The sequence below is a fragment of the Clostridium sp. genome (assembly GCF_034179595.1).
GTDB lineage: Bacteria > Bacillota > Clostridia > Clostridiales > Clostridiaceae > Clostridium.
This window is the reverse complement of the sequence record NZ_JAXFPT010000004.1, coordinates 23,206-40,206: the sequence shown is the minus strand read 5'-3', so window position 1 is coordinate 40,206 and position 17,001 is coordinate 23,206. Positions and strand designations below refer to the sequence as shown.

At 27.8% G+C, this 17,001-nt stretch carries 14 protein-coding genes; all 14 read right to left on the bottom strand.

The features are described from left to right. On the bottom strand, positions 1 to 108 hold the full coding sequence (locus tag SPJ33_RS10625; RefSeq protein ID WP_414627187.1) for a hypothetical protein: 108 nt from the start codon (positions 106 to 108) through the stop codon (positions 1 to 3). A 133-nt stretch (positions 109 to 241) separates the two neighbouring features. After that, a complete protein-coding gene (nrdD, locus tag SPJ33_RS00275) occupies positions 242 to 1,417 on the bottom strand; it encodes an anaerobic ribonucleoside-triphosphate reductase (RefSeq protein ID WP_414627186.1) in 1,176 nt (391 codons plus the stop codon). 121 nt (positions 1,418 to 1,538) lie between these two features. Continuing rightward, positions 1,539 to 2,099, bottom strand: a complete 561-nt coding sequence (locus tag SPJ33_RS00270) for a hypothetical protein (protein WP_321115964.1) — start codon at positions 2,097 to 2,099, stop codon at positions 1,539 to 1,541. Between the two features lie 821 nt (positions 2,100 to 2,920). Beyond that, a complete protein-coding gene (locus SPJ33_RS00265; RefSeq protein WP_321115963.1) occupies positions 2,921 to 3,196 on the bottom strand; it encodes an HU family DNA-binding protein in 276 nt (91 codons plus the stop codon). Positions 3,197 to 3,429: 233 nt separating this feature from the next. Next, on the bottom strand, positions 3,430 to 4,884 hold the full coding sequence (gene mazG, locus SPJ33_RS00260) for a nucleoside triphosphate pyrophosphohydrolase (RefSeq protein ID WP_321115962.1): 1,455 nt from the start codon (positions 4,882 to 4,884) through the stop codon (positions 3,430 to 3,432). A 23-nt stretch (positions 4,885 to 4,907) separates the two neighbouring features. Then, a complete protein-coding gene (locus SPJ33_RS00255) occupies positions 4,908 to 6,443 on the bottom strand; it encodes a polysaccharide biosynthesis protein (RefSeq protein WP_321115961.1) in 1,536 nt (511 codons plus the stop codon). Positions 6,444 to 6,539: 96 nt separating this feature from the next. After that, positions 6,540 to 7,091 (bottom strand): stage V sporulation protein T, encoded by a 552-nt coding sequence (gene spoVT / locus SPJ33_RS00250; RefSeq protein WP_321115960.1) that lies wholly within the window; start codon positions 7,089 to 7,091, stop codon positions 6,540 to 6,542. A 138-nt stretch (positions 7,092 to 7,229) separates the two neighbouring features. Further along, the gene (locus SPJ33_RS00245) at positions 7,230 to 8,249 is read right to left on the bottom strand and encodes a peptidylprolyl isomerase (protein ID WP_321115959.1); all 1,020 of its coding nucleotides are present in this window, start codon (positions 8,247 to 8,249) and stop codon (positions 7,230 to 7,232) included. 100 nt (positions 8,250 to 8,349) lie between these two features. Continuing rightward, positions 8,350 to 11,862 (bottom strand): transcription-repair coupling factor, encoded by a 3,513-nt coding sequence (mfd, locus tag SPJ33_RS00240; RefSeq protein WP_321115958.1) that lies wholly within the window; start codon positions 11,860 to 11,862, stop codon positions 8,350 to 8,352. Between the two features lie 14 nt (positions 11,863 to 11,876). Further along, positions 11,877 to 12,452, bottom strand: a complete 576-nt coding sequence (gene pth, locus SPJ33_RS00235) for an aminoacyl-tRNA hydrolase (protein ID WP_321115957.1) — start codon at positions 12,450 to 12,452, stop codon at positions 11,877 to 11,879. A gap of 136 nt (positions 12,453 to 12,588) precedes the next feature. Next, positions 12,589 to 13,686, bottom strand: a complete 1,098-nt coding sequence (locus tag SPJ33_RS00230; RefSeq protein ID WP_321115956.1) for a S1C family serine protease — start codon at positions 13,684 to 13,686, stop codon at positions 12,589 to 12,591. Positions 13,687 to 13,701: 15 nt separating this feature from the next. Further along, a complete protein-coding gene (locus tag SPJ33_RS00225) occupies positions 13,702 to 15,120 on the bottom strand; it encodes an ATP-binding protein (protein WP_321115955.1) in 1,419 nt (472 codons plus the stop codon). Then, positions 15,121 to 15,807, bottom strand: a complete 687-nt coding sequence (locus tag SPJ33_RS00220; RefSeq protein ID WP_321115954.1) for a response regulator transcription factor — start codon at positions 15,805 to 15,807, stop codon at positions 15,121 to 15,123. It lies immediately after the preceding gene. Positions 15,808 to 16,021: 214 nt separating this feature from the next. After that, positions 16,022 to 16,981 carry a ribose-phosphate diphosphokinase gene (locus tag SPJ33_RS00215; protein WP_321115953.1) on the bottom strand — a complete coding sequence of 320 codons (960 nt, stop codon included), beginning with the start codon at positions 16,979 to 16,981 and terminating at the stop codon, positions 16,022 to 16,024. Between the last annotated feature and the right edge of the window lie 20 nt (positions 16,982 to 17,001).

Genomic DNA, 17,001 nt, shown 5'->3' with positions numbered 1-17,001 from the left:
TTATATATAATAAATTTCTTTAATGTTGTGTCTTTGATAACCATTATTTTTTTTATTTCTCACTTCACCATCTGTATTGACTTCATAATAATCTTCCCAACCTTTTATATCTTTTCACATAAGTTTACTTCTCCTTACTCTTTTCTTTTTGTTTCTATTAAGCGTATTAATTTAGTACGGTGAGTTTTCTTCTTAAGAAGATTTCCTCCGTTTAAGCAGGTTTTCATAACAAATCACTTCGTTATGCGACAATAATGTTTATCGGTGGGAAGTTATTTCCTTCATAATTTTGTCTCATTATTTTAGCTGATTGATAATCAGGTACTAATCTTCTTACATTACATTTAGCTGATAATTTAGTAATGTAATCATATTTACCACCTTCTAAACAGTTATGTTCATCTAAAACATATACAAGTTTAGGGAAAGCTTCTCCAATTGCTTGACCTTTATAGTTCTTCATTCCTTCAATTCTTTGCTTTAACATTTCTTCACAAATATCAGCCATTTCTTTTTCATACTTATGACCAGGTATTATTTCTAGATAAATAGTAGCAAAAGGTGCTTGTCCGTTAGTAGTCATTAAAGTAGATAATTGATATCTAATAGTTTGAACACCAGCTTTTAATTCTTTTTCTCTATCACATAAAGAAAGCTCTTTAGCTTTTTCTTTATCAAGTCCTTTTTCTAAATAATGTATATATGCTTTTTCTTCAGAAACTTTTAAATATTTAGCAATATGTGCAATTGTTATAGATTGTCCACCGTATTGATTACTTGATACTTGAGCCATGATTTGAGTAGTAACAGTACATGCTGTAGTAAAGCTTTTAGGTTCTTCAACTAATTTATCATTAATAACAGTACCATTAGTAAGCATATCTTCTAAGTTAATTAAACAGCAATTAAACATAGGAGATATAGTATAATCCATATCATGCCAATGTATAATTCCTTCATCATGTGCTTGAACTATATGAGCAGGAATTATTTTTCTTCTAGCTAAATCTTTTGATATTTCTCCAGCTATTAAATCTCTTTGAGTAGAGTTTAATTTAGCATTTTTATTTGAATTTTCATTCATAACTTCTTCGTTATTAAAAGCTATTAAATCTAATACAGTTGTGTCAGTTGTATTAATACTTCTTTTATGTTCTCTAACAGCTCTGTATCCTTCATAAGTTTTTGCAGTGAACTCTTGAGATTCTTCTATTAATGCAAAATAAACATAATTTTCGATATCTTCTATTTTTACATTTTCTGAACCATCAAATAAATCTATTGCTCTTTCTGCTATTGAATTAGCTATATCAGTTCTTATTATTCCACAAGACTTCATGGCTCTTAATATAGCTCTTGATATCTTACTTGGATCAAATTCTGTCTTCCTTCCATCTCTTTTAATTACCATATTCATTCTTTTATTTCTCCTTCCATCTTTTATAATCAACATTATATATTATATGATATTTTTTTTCCTTATTTACTATTATACTACTATATATTGGATGTAGGAAATACAAAAATACTATATATTGTTATATTACGTTATCTATTAGATAATCTACAATGTGTTTAGACCATGTTTCTAAATTATTATATTTATCTATTAAATCTTGTCTAGATAACCATGCTCCTTGCAGTTTGTCATTATTTATTGTTACATCATTTATATTATCTATTATAAAGACATAACCTATATATTTATCATTAATAGCTTTATCTCTAACTGTTCCTATAAATCTTAAAGGTTTAGTTTCTTCTAATGTAATAGCATCAAATAAAGTTCTAACAGCTCCTTTAAATAAAGGTTGTATTAAACCATCTGTTACTGTTATATTATCTCCAAATCCTAAACTAATAATAGTATTATCATTATTAGTTAATGAAGCTGAAAAGAATTCACCTTTATCATTTCTGATTAAAGTGTAAGGAATTATCTGTTGCATAGCTATATTTTTATTAGCCATATCTTTATCAACATAAAAACCTATATTGCTATATTTATTCCATATATCTTTAGAATGTTTTTGTTTTTGGAAACCGTCTTCTATTTCAACAGTTTTATCAAACGGTACAATAAAAACTTGTGTTTCCATCAATTTTTCCCCTTTTTTATTTATTTTATATATAAAAAGCCCGTGATTTAATTCACGAGCCAGATTGAAATTACTGATCAAAAGCTATTATTTAGTCAATAACTTTTAATTCTAATAATTTCTATGTAATTAGTTATGTATAAATAAATTTAATGGAAAATATGGGGATGCTTTTTATACATAACTAAGAATAAGAATTAATCGAGAATCAACTCCTTTTGATACTGGAGAAGTTTTCATCTCTATAACACCTTAAATAGATAAAGGGGTAACCCAACCATTTGAGAAAAAGATTTACAATTCTCGCCAAAGAACAACTTGAATGATTAGGATTTTAGTAACTTGATTTTTACAAACGGTGTCTTGCCACCCTCATCACCTAGCTTTCTCAATTCTAGGATTTTTTGTTCTAGTGTTACCTTACCCTTATACAGTTTAAAGACTTGTTTAGGTCAATATATTACAATGTAAGCCCAGTAGAACTAAGTGTCATAATGTAATATATTAGTTGTAGCAACCAGTTGTTCCTGCTACGTTTTTACTTGTACTTCGTAAATTATACTGGCACACCTTTTAGGATAGATACTGAAGAACATAACAGTTCTTGGCTCTCCATAGCCTTTGTGGAACTCTTTAAATAGACAGTTTAAAGACTTATCTAGGTCTTATAAGTATGTAAAATAATTATAGCACATCTATAATTAAAAGCAAGGGGTTTAAAAGTATTAATAAAATATATAATGGCAGTAATATATTATTTAAGCTTTTAATATATAAATGTGCTATGTTGTTGAATGTAATTTATGATTAATTAATTATAATTATCTATTTATCTTTTCTTTAAGAGCTGAACCAGGCTTGAAAGCAGGTGCTTTACATGCAGGTATTTGAATTACTTCTCTAGTCTTTGGATTTCTTCCTTCTCTAGCAGCTCTCTCTCTAGTTTCAAAAGTTCCAAATCCAATTAATTGAACCTTTTCTCCAGCTACTAATGCTTCTTCAACACTTTCTATAAATGCTTTTAAAGCTACTTCTGCATCTTTTTTAGTTAACTTTGACTTTTCAGCCATGCTAGTAATTAATTCTGCCTTATTCACAATTACATCCTCCTTAAATAATTAGTTACTTAATAGTACTAATTAATTCTTTATGTACTATGCTTACTTATCTTATTATATTATCACTTTTAACTCTCGTCTACACTCAATAGACAAAATGCTTAATTATTTGTATTAATAAGCAGTTATTCCAATATAACAATTAACTTGAAAGCATAGAATTTTATTACTTTAAGTTATATTCTATAAAAACCTTAAAATTCCTTCTAAATCTAATTATTTTCTAGTTTCTTAGCGTCATTCCAAAGTTTATCCATTTCTTCAAGAGACATTTCTTTTAAATTTTTTCCTAATTTATTAGCTTGCTCTTCTATATAACTAAATCTTCTTATAAATTTATCTGTAGTATTATTTAATGCTTCTTCTTCATCAATGTTTAAGAATCTTGCAACATTAACACATGAGAATAATAAGTCTCCAACCTCTTCTGTTATATTTCCCTTATTTTCAGTATTATATGCATCTAAAACTTCATTTAATTCTTCTACAACTTTTTTTGCTGCATCTTCTACATTATCCCAATCAAATCCAACTTTTTTTGCCTTATTTTGAATCTTGTGAGCTCTAATTAAAGCTGGAAGTGCTTTTGCAACAGCATTTAATTCGTCAGTTACTGTTTCAAAACCTTTTTCTTCTTTCTTTATTTCATCCCAGTTTTGAACAACTTCTTCTGAGTTACAAATTTCTTGATTTTTAAATATGTGAGGATGTCTATTTATCATTTTATTATAAATACCTTCTACTACATCATTAAAATCAAAATATCCATCTTCTTTTCCTATTGATGAGTGGAATATAACATGTAAAAGTACCTCTCCAAGCTCTTCTATTAAGGCATTATCATCTTCATTTTCTATCGCATCTTTAACTTCATAGCTTTCTTCAACTATTGCATTTTTTATACTTTCATGAGTTTGTTCTCTATCCCAAGGGCATCCTTCATCCCCCCTTAGAACTTCTATTAAATTTATTAAATCATTTATATCTTTCTTATTATTTAAATCTTTAGGTATATATACAGATGTTAAGTAATCTATATCTTCTTGCATATCAAGTTCATATAAAGGAATTTCTCTTATACTTTCTAATCCTTCAATTCCTGCTGCTCTAACATAAATTATTTTAGTTTCATCATCATAACATTCTAATAATTTTAACTTAACTTCTGATGCAATAAATGGATTGTATACTTGAGTTATTATAGTTCCTATTCTTTTATCCATTATTTGATTGTTTATATCAAATGCATCTATAACTTTAAGCCCTTCAATAGGGTCTATTTGCAGTCTATCCATCATTGCATCTATAAAACTAACCGCTGGTAAAATTTCATATTCTATATTTCCTTCTTTGCAAAGTTCCATAAGATTAGATACTGATTTTTCAGCAACAAGTGGGTGTCCTGGAACTGCATAAACAACATTTCCTGTTTCTTTATAAACCTTTATTAGATCTTCAGCTATATTTTTATAAACTTCATCAAAGCTTTCTCCGCTATTATAAAAATGATCATATGTTTTAAATTCTATATTTCTACTTCTTATAAAATCAACTGTTGGATGAATTTCAGTTCTAAAGTAAATATTATCACTTTCTTCTAATACTCTTAAAGCACCTACTGTAAGAGCATCACTAGCTCCTGGTCCTAAACCAATAATTTTAATCATTAGGTATTTCTCCTTTTATCTATTTATTTTTTAGAAAATCTACTTCTTACGTCTTCAACATCAAATACTCTCATACACATAATTGAAGTCATATATACTATAATACCTAAAATTACTGATAATAAGCAAGATATCCCGTTACTCATTGTATACTTAAAAATAAATTCATATACATATAAAACTACTAAAGTCATTACAATTGATCCTAGTATAGGCTTTATTACATTGTTTAAAATTCCAATTCTTGTTTTTAAATTAATTTTAAGTAGTATTATATTTAGAATTGTTGTTACAATATACGCTACAATACTTGCTATTACAGCTCCATATATATTAAATTCAGGCATTGGAACTAATATAAGTGTTAATATAAGTTTTACTATACATCCTATAAATAAGTTTATAACAGGAGCTATACATTTACCTACACCTTGTAATATAGATGTTGTAGTTTGAGTTAATATTACAAATGGTATTGTTATAGATAAATATCTAAGTATTTCAAATCCCTCATACTTTCCTGGGAATATAAGCTTCATTATAGGTAATGACATAAAGAATATTCCAAACATACATGGTATTGATATAACAGTAGAGATTCTAATTGCTAAATTAACTTTATTTTCAACAGCTCTAAATCTTTTTAAAATAAATTGTTCTGATATTATTGGAATTAATGAAATAGAAAGTGCCATAGAAAGAGTCATTGGTATATTTACTATAACTGATGCTTTACCTGAAAGTTGTGCATAAAGTATAGTTGCTTGTTTTGTAGTAAAGCCTGCTTCTAATAATTTTTGTGGAATAAATATAGAATCAATAAGATTCATTATTGTAGAAACAGTCGCTCCTAATGATATTGGAATGGCAATTTTAAGTATTCTATTCATAATTATAGGATCACTTTTTACTTTTTTAATACCATAGTTTCTCTTTATAATTAAATATTTAATATAAAGATAACCTCCACCTAGTATTCCACCTGCTGCTGCTCCAAAAGCTGCTCCACCTGCTGAATATTCTATACCTTTAGGAAGAAATAGAACTGCTAGTCCAACTCCAAAAACTACTCTTCCTATCTGCTCTAGTATTTGTGATACTGCAGAAGGTGTCATGTTTTGAAGGCCTTGAAAGAACCCTCTAAATATAGTCATAATAGAAATTATAAGTGGTGCAAAAGATATACCTATCAATGAATAGTATGCCTTCATGTCCCACTTTAAGAAATTAATTATAGGTTTTGCAAAAAAGAATAAAAAGAATGTTGTCCCAGCACCTAATATGAACATTAAATAAGTAGAACCTTTTACAATCTTAAAACTTCCTTCTATATCACCTACAGCATTATTTTCTGAAACTAACTTTGATATAGCAACTGGTATCCCTGATGCTATAGCTACAAAGAACATATATAATGGAAATGACATTTGATAAAGGCCAATCCCTTCATCGCCTATAAGCATTATAAGAGGCCATCTAAAAAATACACCAAGAAATTTTGCGAGTATTCCTGCAACACCCAATATTATACTACCCTTTATTAGGGATTGTTTCTTCATAAAATACCTCCAAACTTTTCTTTTACTAATAATAATTATTGTAAGTTTAGAGGTATTATTACTTTTATTTTCATTTTACTTAATAAAAATATCTTTTTATTGTTCCATTTGCTTTCCTAGGAAAGCTGCGGCCGTTTCAGCTAATTTAAGTTCTAATTCTCCCATCTTTTGACCTGATTGCTTTGATAATATAATAACAGCACCAATTGCATCTCCTTCTGCAACTATAGGAGCTACTACTTGTGATGTCATTTCTTCTATATCTTCATCACTATGTAAAGGAATTAATTTTTGACCACCTTCTCCAAGTAATACTGGCTTTCTTCCTTCCATAATACTTTCAAGTTCATTACTTATTTTTCTATCTATGTAATCTTTTTTAGGAGCACCACTAACTGATATAAATGCGTCTTTATCGCTAATTAAAATTATATGTCCAATAGCTTGTTGTAAGCTTTCAGCGTATTCTTTTGAAAAGTCTGTAAGCTCTCCAATTGGTGAATACTTTTTAAGAATTACTCCACCTTCTCTATCTGTAAATATTTCAAGTGGATCTCCCTCTCTAATTCTTAAAGTTCTTCTTATTTCCTTTGGTATAACAACTCTGCCTAAATCATCAATACGTCTTACAATTCCTGTGGCTTTCATTTATAATTAACCTCCTTAATAAAATACTGTTAAATTTAGTAGCATTATTATTATTTGACTACATAGAAATTTTATGCATTTATAACCAATGTTTAAATAAAAAGAACACCTAAAAATTAGGTGTTCTCTCCATTTATACTATTGAAGTTTATCTTCATAAACTTTAACTTTAAGTTCGTCTTTCCACTTATTGATAGTATCTGTATAAGCTTTTTGTTCTTCTGTACTTAATAATGTATCTTTTATATCATCTTTTACATAATCAAATGGCATAATACCTGGTTTTTTCATTACTGTTTCAACCTTTATTAAATGATAACCATACTTAGTTTTTACAGGCTCTGATATTTCTCCATTGTTAAGCTTCTTAACAGCATCCATAAATTCAGGTAAATATTCAGTTGAGTCATAAGCAACGTAACCTAATGATCCTCCAGTTGATTTTGTCATATCTGTATTGTACTTAGCAGCCATTTTTTCAAAAGTTGTCTTTTTATCTATAATCTCTTGTCTTACTTTTTCTGCTGTTTCTTTAGCATTATCTCCTGATATAACTATGTTATATACAGTTGCTCCAGCTTTATCTACTTTAAATGTGTTTTTATTTTCATCATAATACTTTTTAATAGCATCATCACTAACTTTTACATCTTTATATATGTGATTATCAAGAGTTGATTTTACTATTATATTTTCTCTTAGCATTTTTTTAACTGCTGCTTCGTCCTTAAGTCCACTTTGTTCATATGCATTTTTGAATTCTTCATCAGTTTTATATGCACTTTTCATTTCTTTAAATTGCTCATCAACTTCTTTATTTAATTTATCTTCTGGCTCAACCCAATTATTCTTTTCAGCTTCTTGTACTATTACTTCTGTATCTACTAAGCTTTGTAACATTTGCTTTTCTTGAGATAATAACTGTGCTTTTACTTGTTCATTATTTTTATAATCTGAACCATATTGTTGTTCATATAGATTATAATAATACTTCATTGCATCTGTTAAATCTTGTCTTGTAATTTTCTTATCTCCAACCTTAGCTAACGTTTCTTTTTGTACTGCTTCTGGAGTCTTTTGTATCATTTTACACCCAGCAAATGACATACTAGCCATTGCAACTAAGCTTAAAGCTACTAACTTTTTAATTTTACCCACGTTTATCCCTCACTTTACTAGTTTTTGTAACGACTATTTGCTAAAAATTCACATGTTTTAAGTATAACAACATTATATCGGTAATTCAATTATTTAACTTTTAAGTATTTATTACTTTTATTATATTGTCTAGCATTTCTTTAAAGAAAGCTAACATTTCTTCTTTCTTTATGTTGTTTTGTTTAAATTCAAATTCTGGATTACTACCAAATTTAAGTATAACATTGTTTTTATATTTTTCTAATAACACCTTAAATACATTTTCATATTCTTTATCTCCATCTGCAAATTTAAAGAATATTCCTTTTGGTGTTTCTTTTATTTCTTCTATATTAAGTTCTCTAGCCTTACTCTTTATATAAGCTATATCCATTAAGTTATAAACTGAATCTGGTATATCTGAATATCTATCTTCAAGTTCATCTTTGATTTCCATATATTCATCATAACTTTCAATTGCTGCAATCTTTTTATAGACTTCAATTTTTTGATTTTCATCTTTTATGAAACTTTCTGGAATATATGCATCTACTTTAATATCAACAGTTGTTTCAATAGGTTCTTTTGTTATTTCACCTTTAATAAGTTTTATTGTATCTTCAAGCATTCTACAATATAAATCATAACCTATAGTGGCCATATGTCCATGTTGAGCTGATCCCATCATGTTTCCAGCCCCTCTAATTTCTAAATCTCTCATGGCTATTTTAAATCCAGAACCTAATTCTGTGAAATCTTTTAATGCCTTAAGTCTCTTTTCTGCAACCTCTGTTAAAACCTTATCTTTAGTATATAAAAGATAAGCATATGCTATTTTATTAGATCTTCCCACTCTTCCTCTTAACTGATAAAGTTGTGAAAGTCCCATTTTATCTGCATCAAATATTATTATTGTATTTACATTTGGAATATCTATACCCGTTTCAATAATTGTAGTACATACTAAAACATCATAGTCCTTATTCATAAAGTTAACCATCTCTGTTTCAAGTTGTCTTTCTGTCATTCTACCATGAGCAAAAGTTATTCTAGCTTCAGGAACTAATTCTTTGATGTAGTTTGCCATTCCTTCAATATTTTCAACTCTATTATATACAAAGAAAACTTGACCACCTCTATTCATTTCTCTAAGTATCGCATCTCTTATAAGTTGGTCATTTTGTTCAATAACATATGTTTGCACAGGATATCTCTCTTCAGGTGGAGTTTCTATTATTGAAATATCACGTGCTCCTGTTAATGACATATGAAGAGTTCTTGGAATAGGAGTTGCACTTAGTGTAAGTACATCAACATTTTTCTTAAACTCTTTTATCTTTTCTTTTTGTTTAACTCCAAATCTTTGTTCTTCATCAATTATAAGAAGTCCTAAATCTTTAAACTGAATATCTTTTGATACAAGCTTATGAGTTCCTATAAGAATATCAACATTTCCTTCTTTAATAGCTTGCATAGTAGCTTTTTGTTGTTTTGCAGTTCTAAATCTGCTTACCATATCTATTTTTATTGGGAAATCTGAGAATCTTTTTAACATATTTTTATAATGCTGTTCTGCAAGTATTGTTGTTGGAACTAAGAAAACTACCTGCTTTCCGTCCATAACAGCTTTAAATGCCGCTCTTATAGCTACTTCTGTTTTTCCATATCCAACATCACCACAAAGAAGTCTATCCATAACTTTTGATGATTCCATATCACTTTTAATTTCTTCAAGTGATGTTAATTGATCTGGTGTTTCTTCGTATGGAAACTCATCTTCAAATTGTCTTTGCCACTCTGTATCTTTACTGAATTTATGTCCTTTTAATGTAGATCTTGTTGCATAAAGCTTTACTAAATCTTTTGCTATTTCATTTATAGAATTTTTAACTTTACTTTTAGCCTTTTGCCATTCATTACCGCCTAGTTTATTAACCTTAGGGTTTTTCCCTTCACTACCTATATACTTTTGTATTAAATCAAGTTGTTCAACAGGTACATAAAGTTTATCACCTTTTTGATATTCTATATCTAAATAATCTCTAGTATTTCCTGCTACTTCAATTTGTTTTATTCCTTTATATACCCCAACTCCATGATTTACATGAACAACAAAATCTCCTAATTTAAGTTCTGCAAAAGAATTTATTTTTGATATACCCTTCTTTTGCTTTCTCTTTTTTGGTAGTTTTCTTTTAGCTTCACCAAAAATTTCTTTATCTGAAATTACACATATTTTTTCATCTGGATATTCAAATCCTTTTAGAAGATTACCAAATGTTATAACTACTTCTCCATCTTGTATTTTTTCTACATTATCTTTATAAACACTTTCAACACCTCTATCTCTTAAGGTTTCGACTAATCTTTCTCCTCTTGTTCTTGTACCTGAAAGAATTAGTGTTTTAAATCCTTTGCTTTTTTTATCTTTTATATCATCAATTAATAGATCTAATTGACCTTGATAATTATGGAGAGTTAATTGAGATATATTAATTATAGAATGTGGTCTAAATATATCTCTTGATTTTTGGAATGTATCTAATGTTATTAATTCACATTTTTCAAACTTATTAATTACTTCATTAAAATCAATTAATAATTCTGAATGCTTAGGAAGTATATTACCTTTTTCAAGGAATATTGAAAAATTTTCTCTAAATTCACTATAAACGCTTTCAAGCTTTCCTATTAATCTTGCTGTATCATCTATTATAAAATTATATCCTTCAAAATAATCAAATAAACTTTCTAAATCCTTATAGAAAAATGGGATATAAGAATCCATAGTTTCAAAACTTGATGTATGAATAAGACTTTCTATATTTTTATTTATAATTTCTGAAAGCTTATCTCTAACTTCTTTATTTCTATTGTTTTCTAGAGCCTTATCTAATTCTTCTTTTAAAGCATCCTTAGCATAATTTATAACATCATCATCTATTATTATTTCTTTAGCTGGGAAAATCTCTATTGATTTTACTCTTTCTATACTTCTTTGAGATTCTACACTAAATGTTCTTATTGAATCAATTTCATCATCAAATAATTCAATTCTATATGGATAAGCTGAATCTGCTGGATATACATCAAGTATACCTCCTCTTAATGCAAACTCACCTTTTCCTTCTACCATCTCAACTCTTTCATATCCACCTTCAATTAAAAGTTTAGTGATATCTGAAAAATCAACTATATCATTTACATTTAGTTTAATCTTGTGTTTTTCGTAATATCTTCTTGGAGTATATTTAGATGCAAATGCTTCTACAGATGTTACTATTATCTTCTTTTTTTTATTTAAAATTTCTTTTATAACTTTAAGTCTAGCCCATCTTAAGTCCCCTGATATTGCATCTATATTATAAAAGACTACTTCTCTTACTGGAAAATAATAAACTTCAGTAGAGTAAAAACTTAAATCCTCATATAAATTCTTAGCTTCAATATCACTATGAGTAACTATAACTAATGGTTTATCATACTTTTCAAATATAGAATCTATTAAATAAGTCCTACCTGATTCAGATAAACCATATATTGCAAAAGGAAATTTTTTATTATCTATATTACTAGTTATTTCATTAAATTTCCCGCTCTCAATTAAGGGTGTCATTAACCCTTGTAACCTCATGTTCTAACCCCTCCTTAAATACTCTTTTTAGCTTTAAATCCATTATATTTATTCATTGCAGAACTTGTATCTTCTTTTAAAATTGTATCTGTTGCAAGCTTTGTAGCTTCTAAACTTTCTTCTAAAACTTCATTTTCCTCTTTAGAAAATTTACCAAGTACATGTTCAACTAAATCTCCTTTAGGTTGTCCTACCCCTATTTTAATTCTTGAAAATTCATCACTACCAAGATGTGATATTATGCTTTTTATTCCATTATGTCCTCCAGCACTACCTTTTTCTCTTATTCTAATTCTTCCAACATCTAAACTTATATCATCATATATAACTAATATATCTTTATTTGTAAGCTTGTAAAAATCTACAACTTCTCTTACACATTCTCCACTTAAATTCATATATGTTGTAGGTTTCATAAGAATGACTTTTTCACTTCCTATAAAGCCTTCTCCATATTCTCCTTTAAATTTCTTCCTATTTATATCTACATTATACTTTTTTGCTATATAGTCTATAGCTTCAAATCCTATATTATGTCTAGTGTTATCATATTTAGCTTCTGGATTACCAAGTCCAACTATTAAAAACATATAATCTCCTCTTTCTTCTGTTTATTTATTATACATACTATAATTTTTACACTTTTAATATACGTCTATTCAAATACTACTTAATATTATACTAAATTTTTGCAATAATAAAGAGGCTTAAAAAAGCCTCTTTATCTTATATAGATATATTTACACTTATTATATTACCATCTCTTAATAATTTGAAATTTATAGTTTTATCTTTAGAATTTTTAACTACTTTTATTAAATCTTCATAAGATGATATAGGTTCTCCATCAGCTGTTAATATTATATCAGTAACCTTAATACCTTCCTTAGCAGCTTTTCCATATTCAGTTAAACTTTCAATATAAAAACCTTTTTTATATTCATTATTTACTTTAACTTCCGATCCCCGTATTCCTAGAATATCTGATTTTTTTATTATCTCTTTTGTAACAGCTTCTAAAGCTCCGCTACCAGAAGCATAATATAAATGATCAGTATCATCTTTATCAGTTAAATATCTACTATTTATACCAATAAGTTCTCCATTTGCATTACAAAGTACACCACCATAATTTCTTGAATTCATAACAGCATTTGTTTGAATTAAATTATAATTAGTATTATCTATTTTAACTTTATCAAGCATTGAAGTTACTATACCAAATGTAACAAGACCTACATAATTATCACTAATAGAATTTCCAATAGCATATGTTATGTCGCCTGGTCTTATATTTTTATCATCAGCAATACTTATAGCATTTAAATTAGTAACTGGTATTTTAATTATTGCTATATCAGCATCTTTATTATATCCTAGAAGAACTGCCCTCATTGATTTTGTTCCTTTTGAAGGTAAATTTACAAATATATTTTTAAAATCTTTAATATCACTATATGAAGTTGCAATAATACCATCTTTAGTAATAATTACCCCTGTTAAATTATTAATTGATGAATCATTGGATTCTACATTTTTTGAACTATCACCAATACTAACTAAAGATGGTGCTACTTTTTGTATAACTTTTCTTATATTTTCTTGTGTCATAACCTCAGTTTTTATATCATCTATACTGTCTTTATTTTCATCTATCTGCTTAGTATTTACATTAATTAGGTTATGATTTGATAGTATTACCCCTAAAGTAACGCCTATTAAAATTATTAGTACTATTGTTAAGATGTTATTAGAGTTATTAACCTTGCTTTTACTCTTTATATTTATAGTACCATTTTTTTGTTTATCTTGATTCTCATTCATAAATATCACCAAAACCTATTTCTTAGTTAGAGTAAATGTAAACATAACACCAGTATCTTTATAGTTTTCAACCCAAATATCTTCATCATGTTCTGTAAGTATCAATCTAACAATTGGCAATCCAAGTCCTGTACTTATCTTATTTGTTCTAGAAACATCAGCCTTGTAGAATCTATCCCAAATCTTAGTTAATTGTTCTTCTGTAAGTTGCTCTCCATCATTGTAAATACTTACGAATACCTTATCACCTTTTGACTTAGTGTTAATTCTTATATTACCGTGTTCAACACTATACTTAACTGCATTATCAACTAAATTAGTTAATACTTGTGTTATCTTATCATTATCACCAATAATATATTGATGTTCTTTTTCTAACATAACATCAACATTCAGACCTTTTTCATGTATTTGACTTTCCAATTTAGTAACGGTATATTTTATTAAGTTACTAATATCTAGCTCTTGTTTGTTAAGCTTAATTTTACCTGATTCTAAACTTGATATATCTAATAAATCATTTATAAGTCTTGATAATCTTTCTGTTTCATCATAAACAATATTTAAATAATATCCTTCTTTATCTTTAGGAACTATTCCATCTAATATACCAGATATAAATCCTCTTATAGATGTAATAGGTGATCTAAGTTCATGTGACACACTTGATATAAATGTTTTTCTATTTTCATCAACTTGTTGAAGTGATTCTGCCATTGTATTAAATGACTCTGCAAGTTCGCCTATTTCATCATGGGACTTTATATCAATTCTTTGATCTACACTTCCTTTAGCTAATCTTCTAGCTGCTGTTGTAATTTCATTTAACGGTTTTATAAAGAATTTTCTACTATATAAATACAATGCTATGCTACCTACAATGATAACTAATAATGTTGTCACTGCAATAACCTCATTAACCTTAATTATAGGTTCAAGCATACTATTTATAGGTACTAGCATAACTATAACACCACTAAAGTATTTTTTATTAAATATTGGCTTTAGATAAACATAATCATTCTTTGCAGAATTTTTTAAGTTACTATATTCTATAGATTTACCTTGTTTTAAAATATCCATATCTTCTTTAGGTATTCCTAAATTAGAAAATTTATAATCTTCGTATTTACTGTTAGATACGGCATATGTATATCCTAAATTATCAGTAACTAATATCTCTGCATTAATATTTTTTCCAACAAAGTTCATTACACTTTTTAATGTATCTAAATTAGAACTTTTATCTAAAGTTAAGTAGGATATAGCAGCACTCTCAATGATTGTACTTTCCTCATTAAGTTGTTGCTTTTTTTGATCAAAATAATAATTTCTAAACCAAATTGCTAATACTCCTGCAATTATTACAGACGTAGTGACTAAAATCAAAGTAAAGGTTATTATAAGCCTATACGATAAACTACCTTTTTTCATCTACTTCACCTCGAATTTATAGCCAACCCCCCAAACAGTTTCTATTTGCCATGTATCTCCTGTATGAAGCTTTTCTCTTAATCTCTTAACGTGAACATCGACAGTTCTTGAATCTCCTGGATAATCATATCCCCAAACTTCGCATAATAATTGTTCTCTTGTAAATACTCTATTTTTATTGCATGCTAAATAATATAATAGTTCAAATTCCTTAGGTGGCATTTTAACTTCATTATTTCTGTATACAACTCTATATGAATTTGCGTCAATTGTTAAATCATTGTATTGAATTACTTCTTTATTTGTGTTATCTGCTGTATATCTTCTCATTACAGCTTTAACTCTTGCTAGTAATTCCTTTGGTTCGAATGGTTTAACTATGTAATCGTCAGCTCCAAGTTCTAAAGCTAAAACTTTATCAAATGTATCTCCTTTAGCAGTAAGCATTATTACAGGAGTTGTTCCTTCTTTTCTTACCCATTTTAATACATCTATTCCATCTATGTTTGGTATCATAACATCTAATAATACTATGTCAGGTTTATAATCTAAAAATATTTCTTCTGCTTCTTTTCCATTATGTGCAATTCTTGTATCATATCCTGCGCTTTTAACATACATATTTATAACTTCACAGATATTTTCATCATCATCAACTATTAATACTTTTCCTAATACGCCTTCCATTTGGCACCTCCATAATTAATATTGTTAATTTCTTATTAATATAAATTAACTAACAAGTATAAATTTATCATTTTTCACTACTTTTTAATATAGTTTTGTCTAAAAGTTACAAATTATTAACTATAAATCATTACTTTGATAAAAATTAAAACCTCTAGTTAACTTTCTAGAGGTTTAATTAATTATTTTTATATATTTTTATGTATTACAAACTCTAAGCTTCAAATAACTTACTTATTGGTTCATCATCATATATTCTTCTAATTGCTTCAGCAAATATTGGTGCTACTGATATTGATTTGAATTTTTCTTTATCTACACCTTCTGGTAATTTAATTGTATTTAACATAACTAGTTCTTCTATTGATGAATTATTTATTCTTTCAAATGCTGGACCTGATAATACTCCATGAGTACAACAAGCATATACATTTTTAGCTCCTAATTCTTTTAATGCATTTGCTGCATTTGTAATTGTTCCAGCTGTATCTATCATATCATCTATTAAGATACATTTCTTTCCTTCGATATCTCCAATAATGTTCATTATTTCAGATACGTTTGCTTTAGGTCTTCTTTTATCTATAATCGCTATTGGTGCATGTAGCTTATCTGCGAACTTTCTAGCTCTTGTAACACTTCCAAGGTCAGGTGAAACTACTACAACATCATCTTGATCTGCTAGTCCCTTATCTACAAAATAATTTGAAAGTATTGGTGAACCAACTAAGTGATCAACTGGTATGTTGAAATATCCTTGGATTTGAGCAGCATGTAAATCCATTGTTAATACTCTGTCTGCTCCAGCTGTAGTTAAAAGATCTGCTACTAACTTTGCAGTTATTGGATCTCTTGACTTAGCTTTTCTATCTTGTCTTGCGTATCCATAATAAGGTATAACTGCTGTTATTCTTCCTGCTGATGCTCTCTTAAATGCATCTATCATTATTAATAACTCCATTAAGTTATTATTAACAGGTGAACAAGTTGATTGTACTATAAATACATCAGCACCTCTTACGCTTTCTCCAATATTTACTGATATTTCTCCATCACTAAAAGTTCCTACATCACCAGCACCAACTTCTATGCCTAATATTTTAGCAATTTCTTGTGCTAATTCAGGATGTGAGTTTCCTGTAAATATCTTTATATTGTTTACATGACTTAACATAATTAATGAAGACCTCCTCA

Excerpts from the sequence above, each read along its gene's own strand:
- nrdD (WP_414627186.1), bottom strand. The coding sequence starts at position 1,417 with ATGAATATGGTAATTAAAAGAGATGGAAGGAAGACAGAATTTGATCCA.
- SPJ33_RS00270 (WP_321115964.1), bottom strand. The coding sequence starts at position 2,099 with ATGGAAACACAAGTTTTTATTGTACCGTTTGATAAAACTGTTGAAATA.
- mazG (WP_321115962.1), bottom strand. The coding sequence starts at position 4,884 with ATGATTAAAATTATTGGTTTAGGACCAGGAGCTAGTGATGCTCTTACA.
- SPJ33_RS00255 (WP_321115961.1), bottom strand. The coding sequence starts at position 6,443 with ATGAAGAAACAATCCCTAATAAAGGGTAGTATAATATTGGGTGTTGCA.
- spoVT (WP_321115960.1), bottom strand. The coding sequence starts at position 7,091 with ATGAAAGCCACAGGAATTGTAAGACGTATTGATGATTTAGGCAGAGTT.
- mfd (WP_321115958.1), bottom strand. The coding sequence starts at position 11,862 with ATGAGGTTACAAGGGTTAATGACACCCTTAATTGAGAGCGGGAAATTT.
- pth (WP_321115957.1), bottom strand. The coding sequence starts at position 12,452 with ATGTTTTTAATAGTTGGACTTGGTAATCCAGAAGCTAAATATGATAAC.
- SPJ33_RS00230 (WP_321115956.1), bottom strand. The coding sequence starts at position 13,686 with ATGAATGAGAATCAAGATAAACAAAAAAATGGTACTATAAATATAAAG.
- SPJ33_RS00225 (WP_321115955.1), bottom strand. The coding sequence starts at position 15,120 with ATGAAAAAAGGTAGTTTATCGTATAGGCTTATAATAACCTTTACTTTG.
- SPJ33_RS00220 (WP_321115954.1), bottom strand. The coding sequence starts at position 15,807 with ATGGAAGGCGTATTAGGAAAAGTATTAATAGTTGATGATGATGAAAAT.
- SPJ33_RS00215 (WP_321115953.1), bottom strand. The coding sequence starts at position 16,981 with ATGTTAAGTCATGTAAACAATATAAAGATATTTACAGGAAACTCACAT.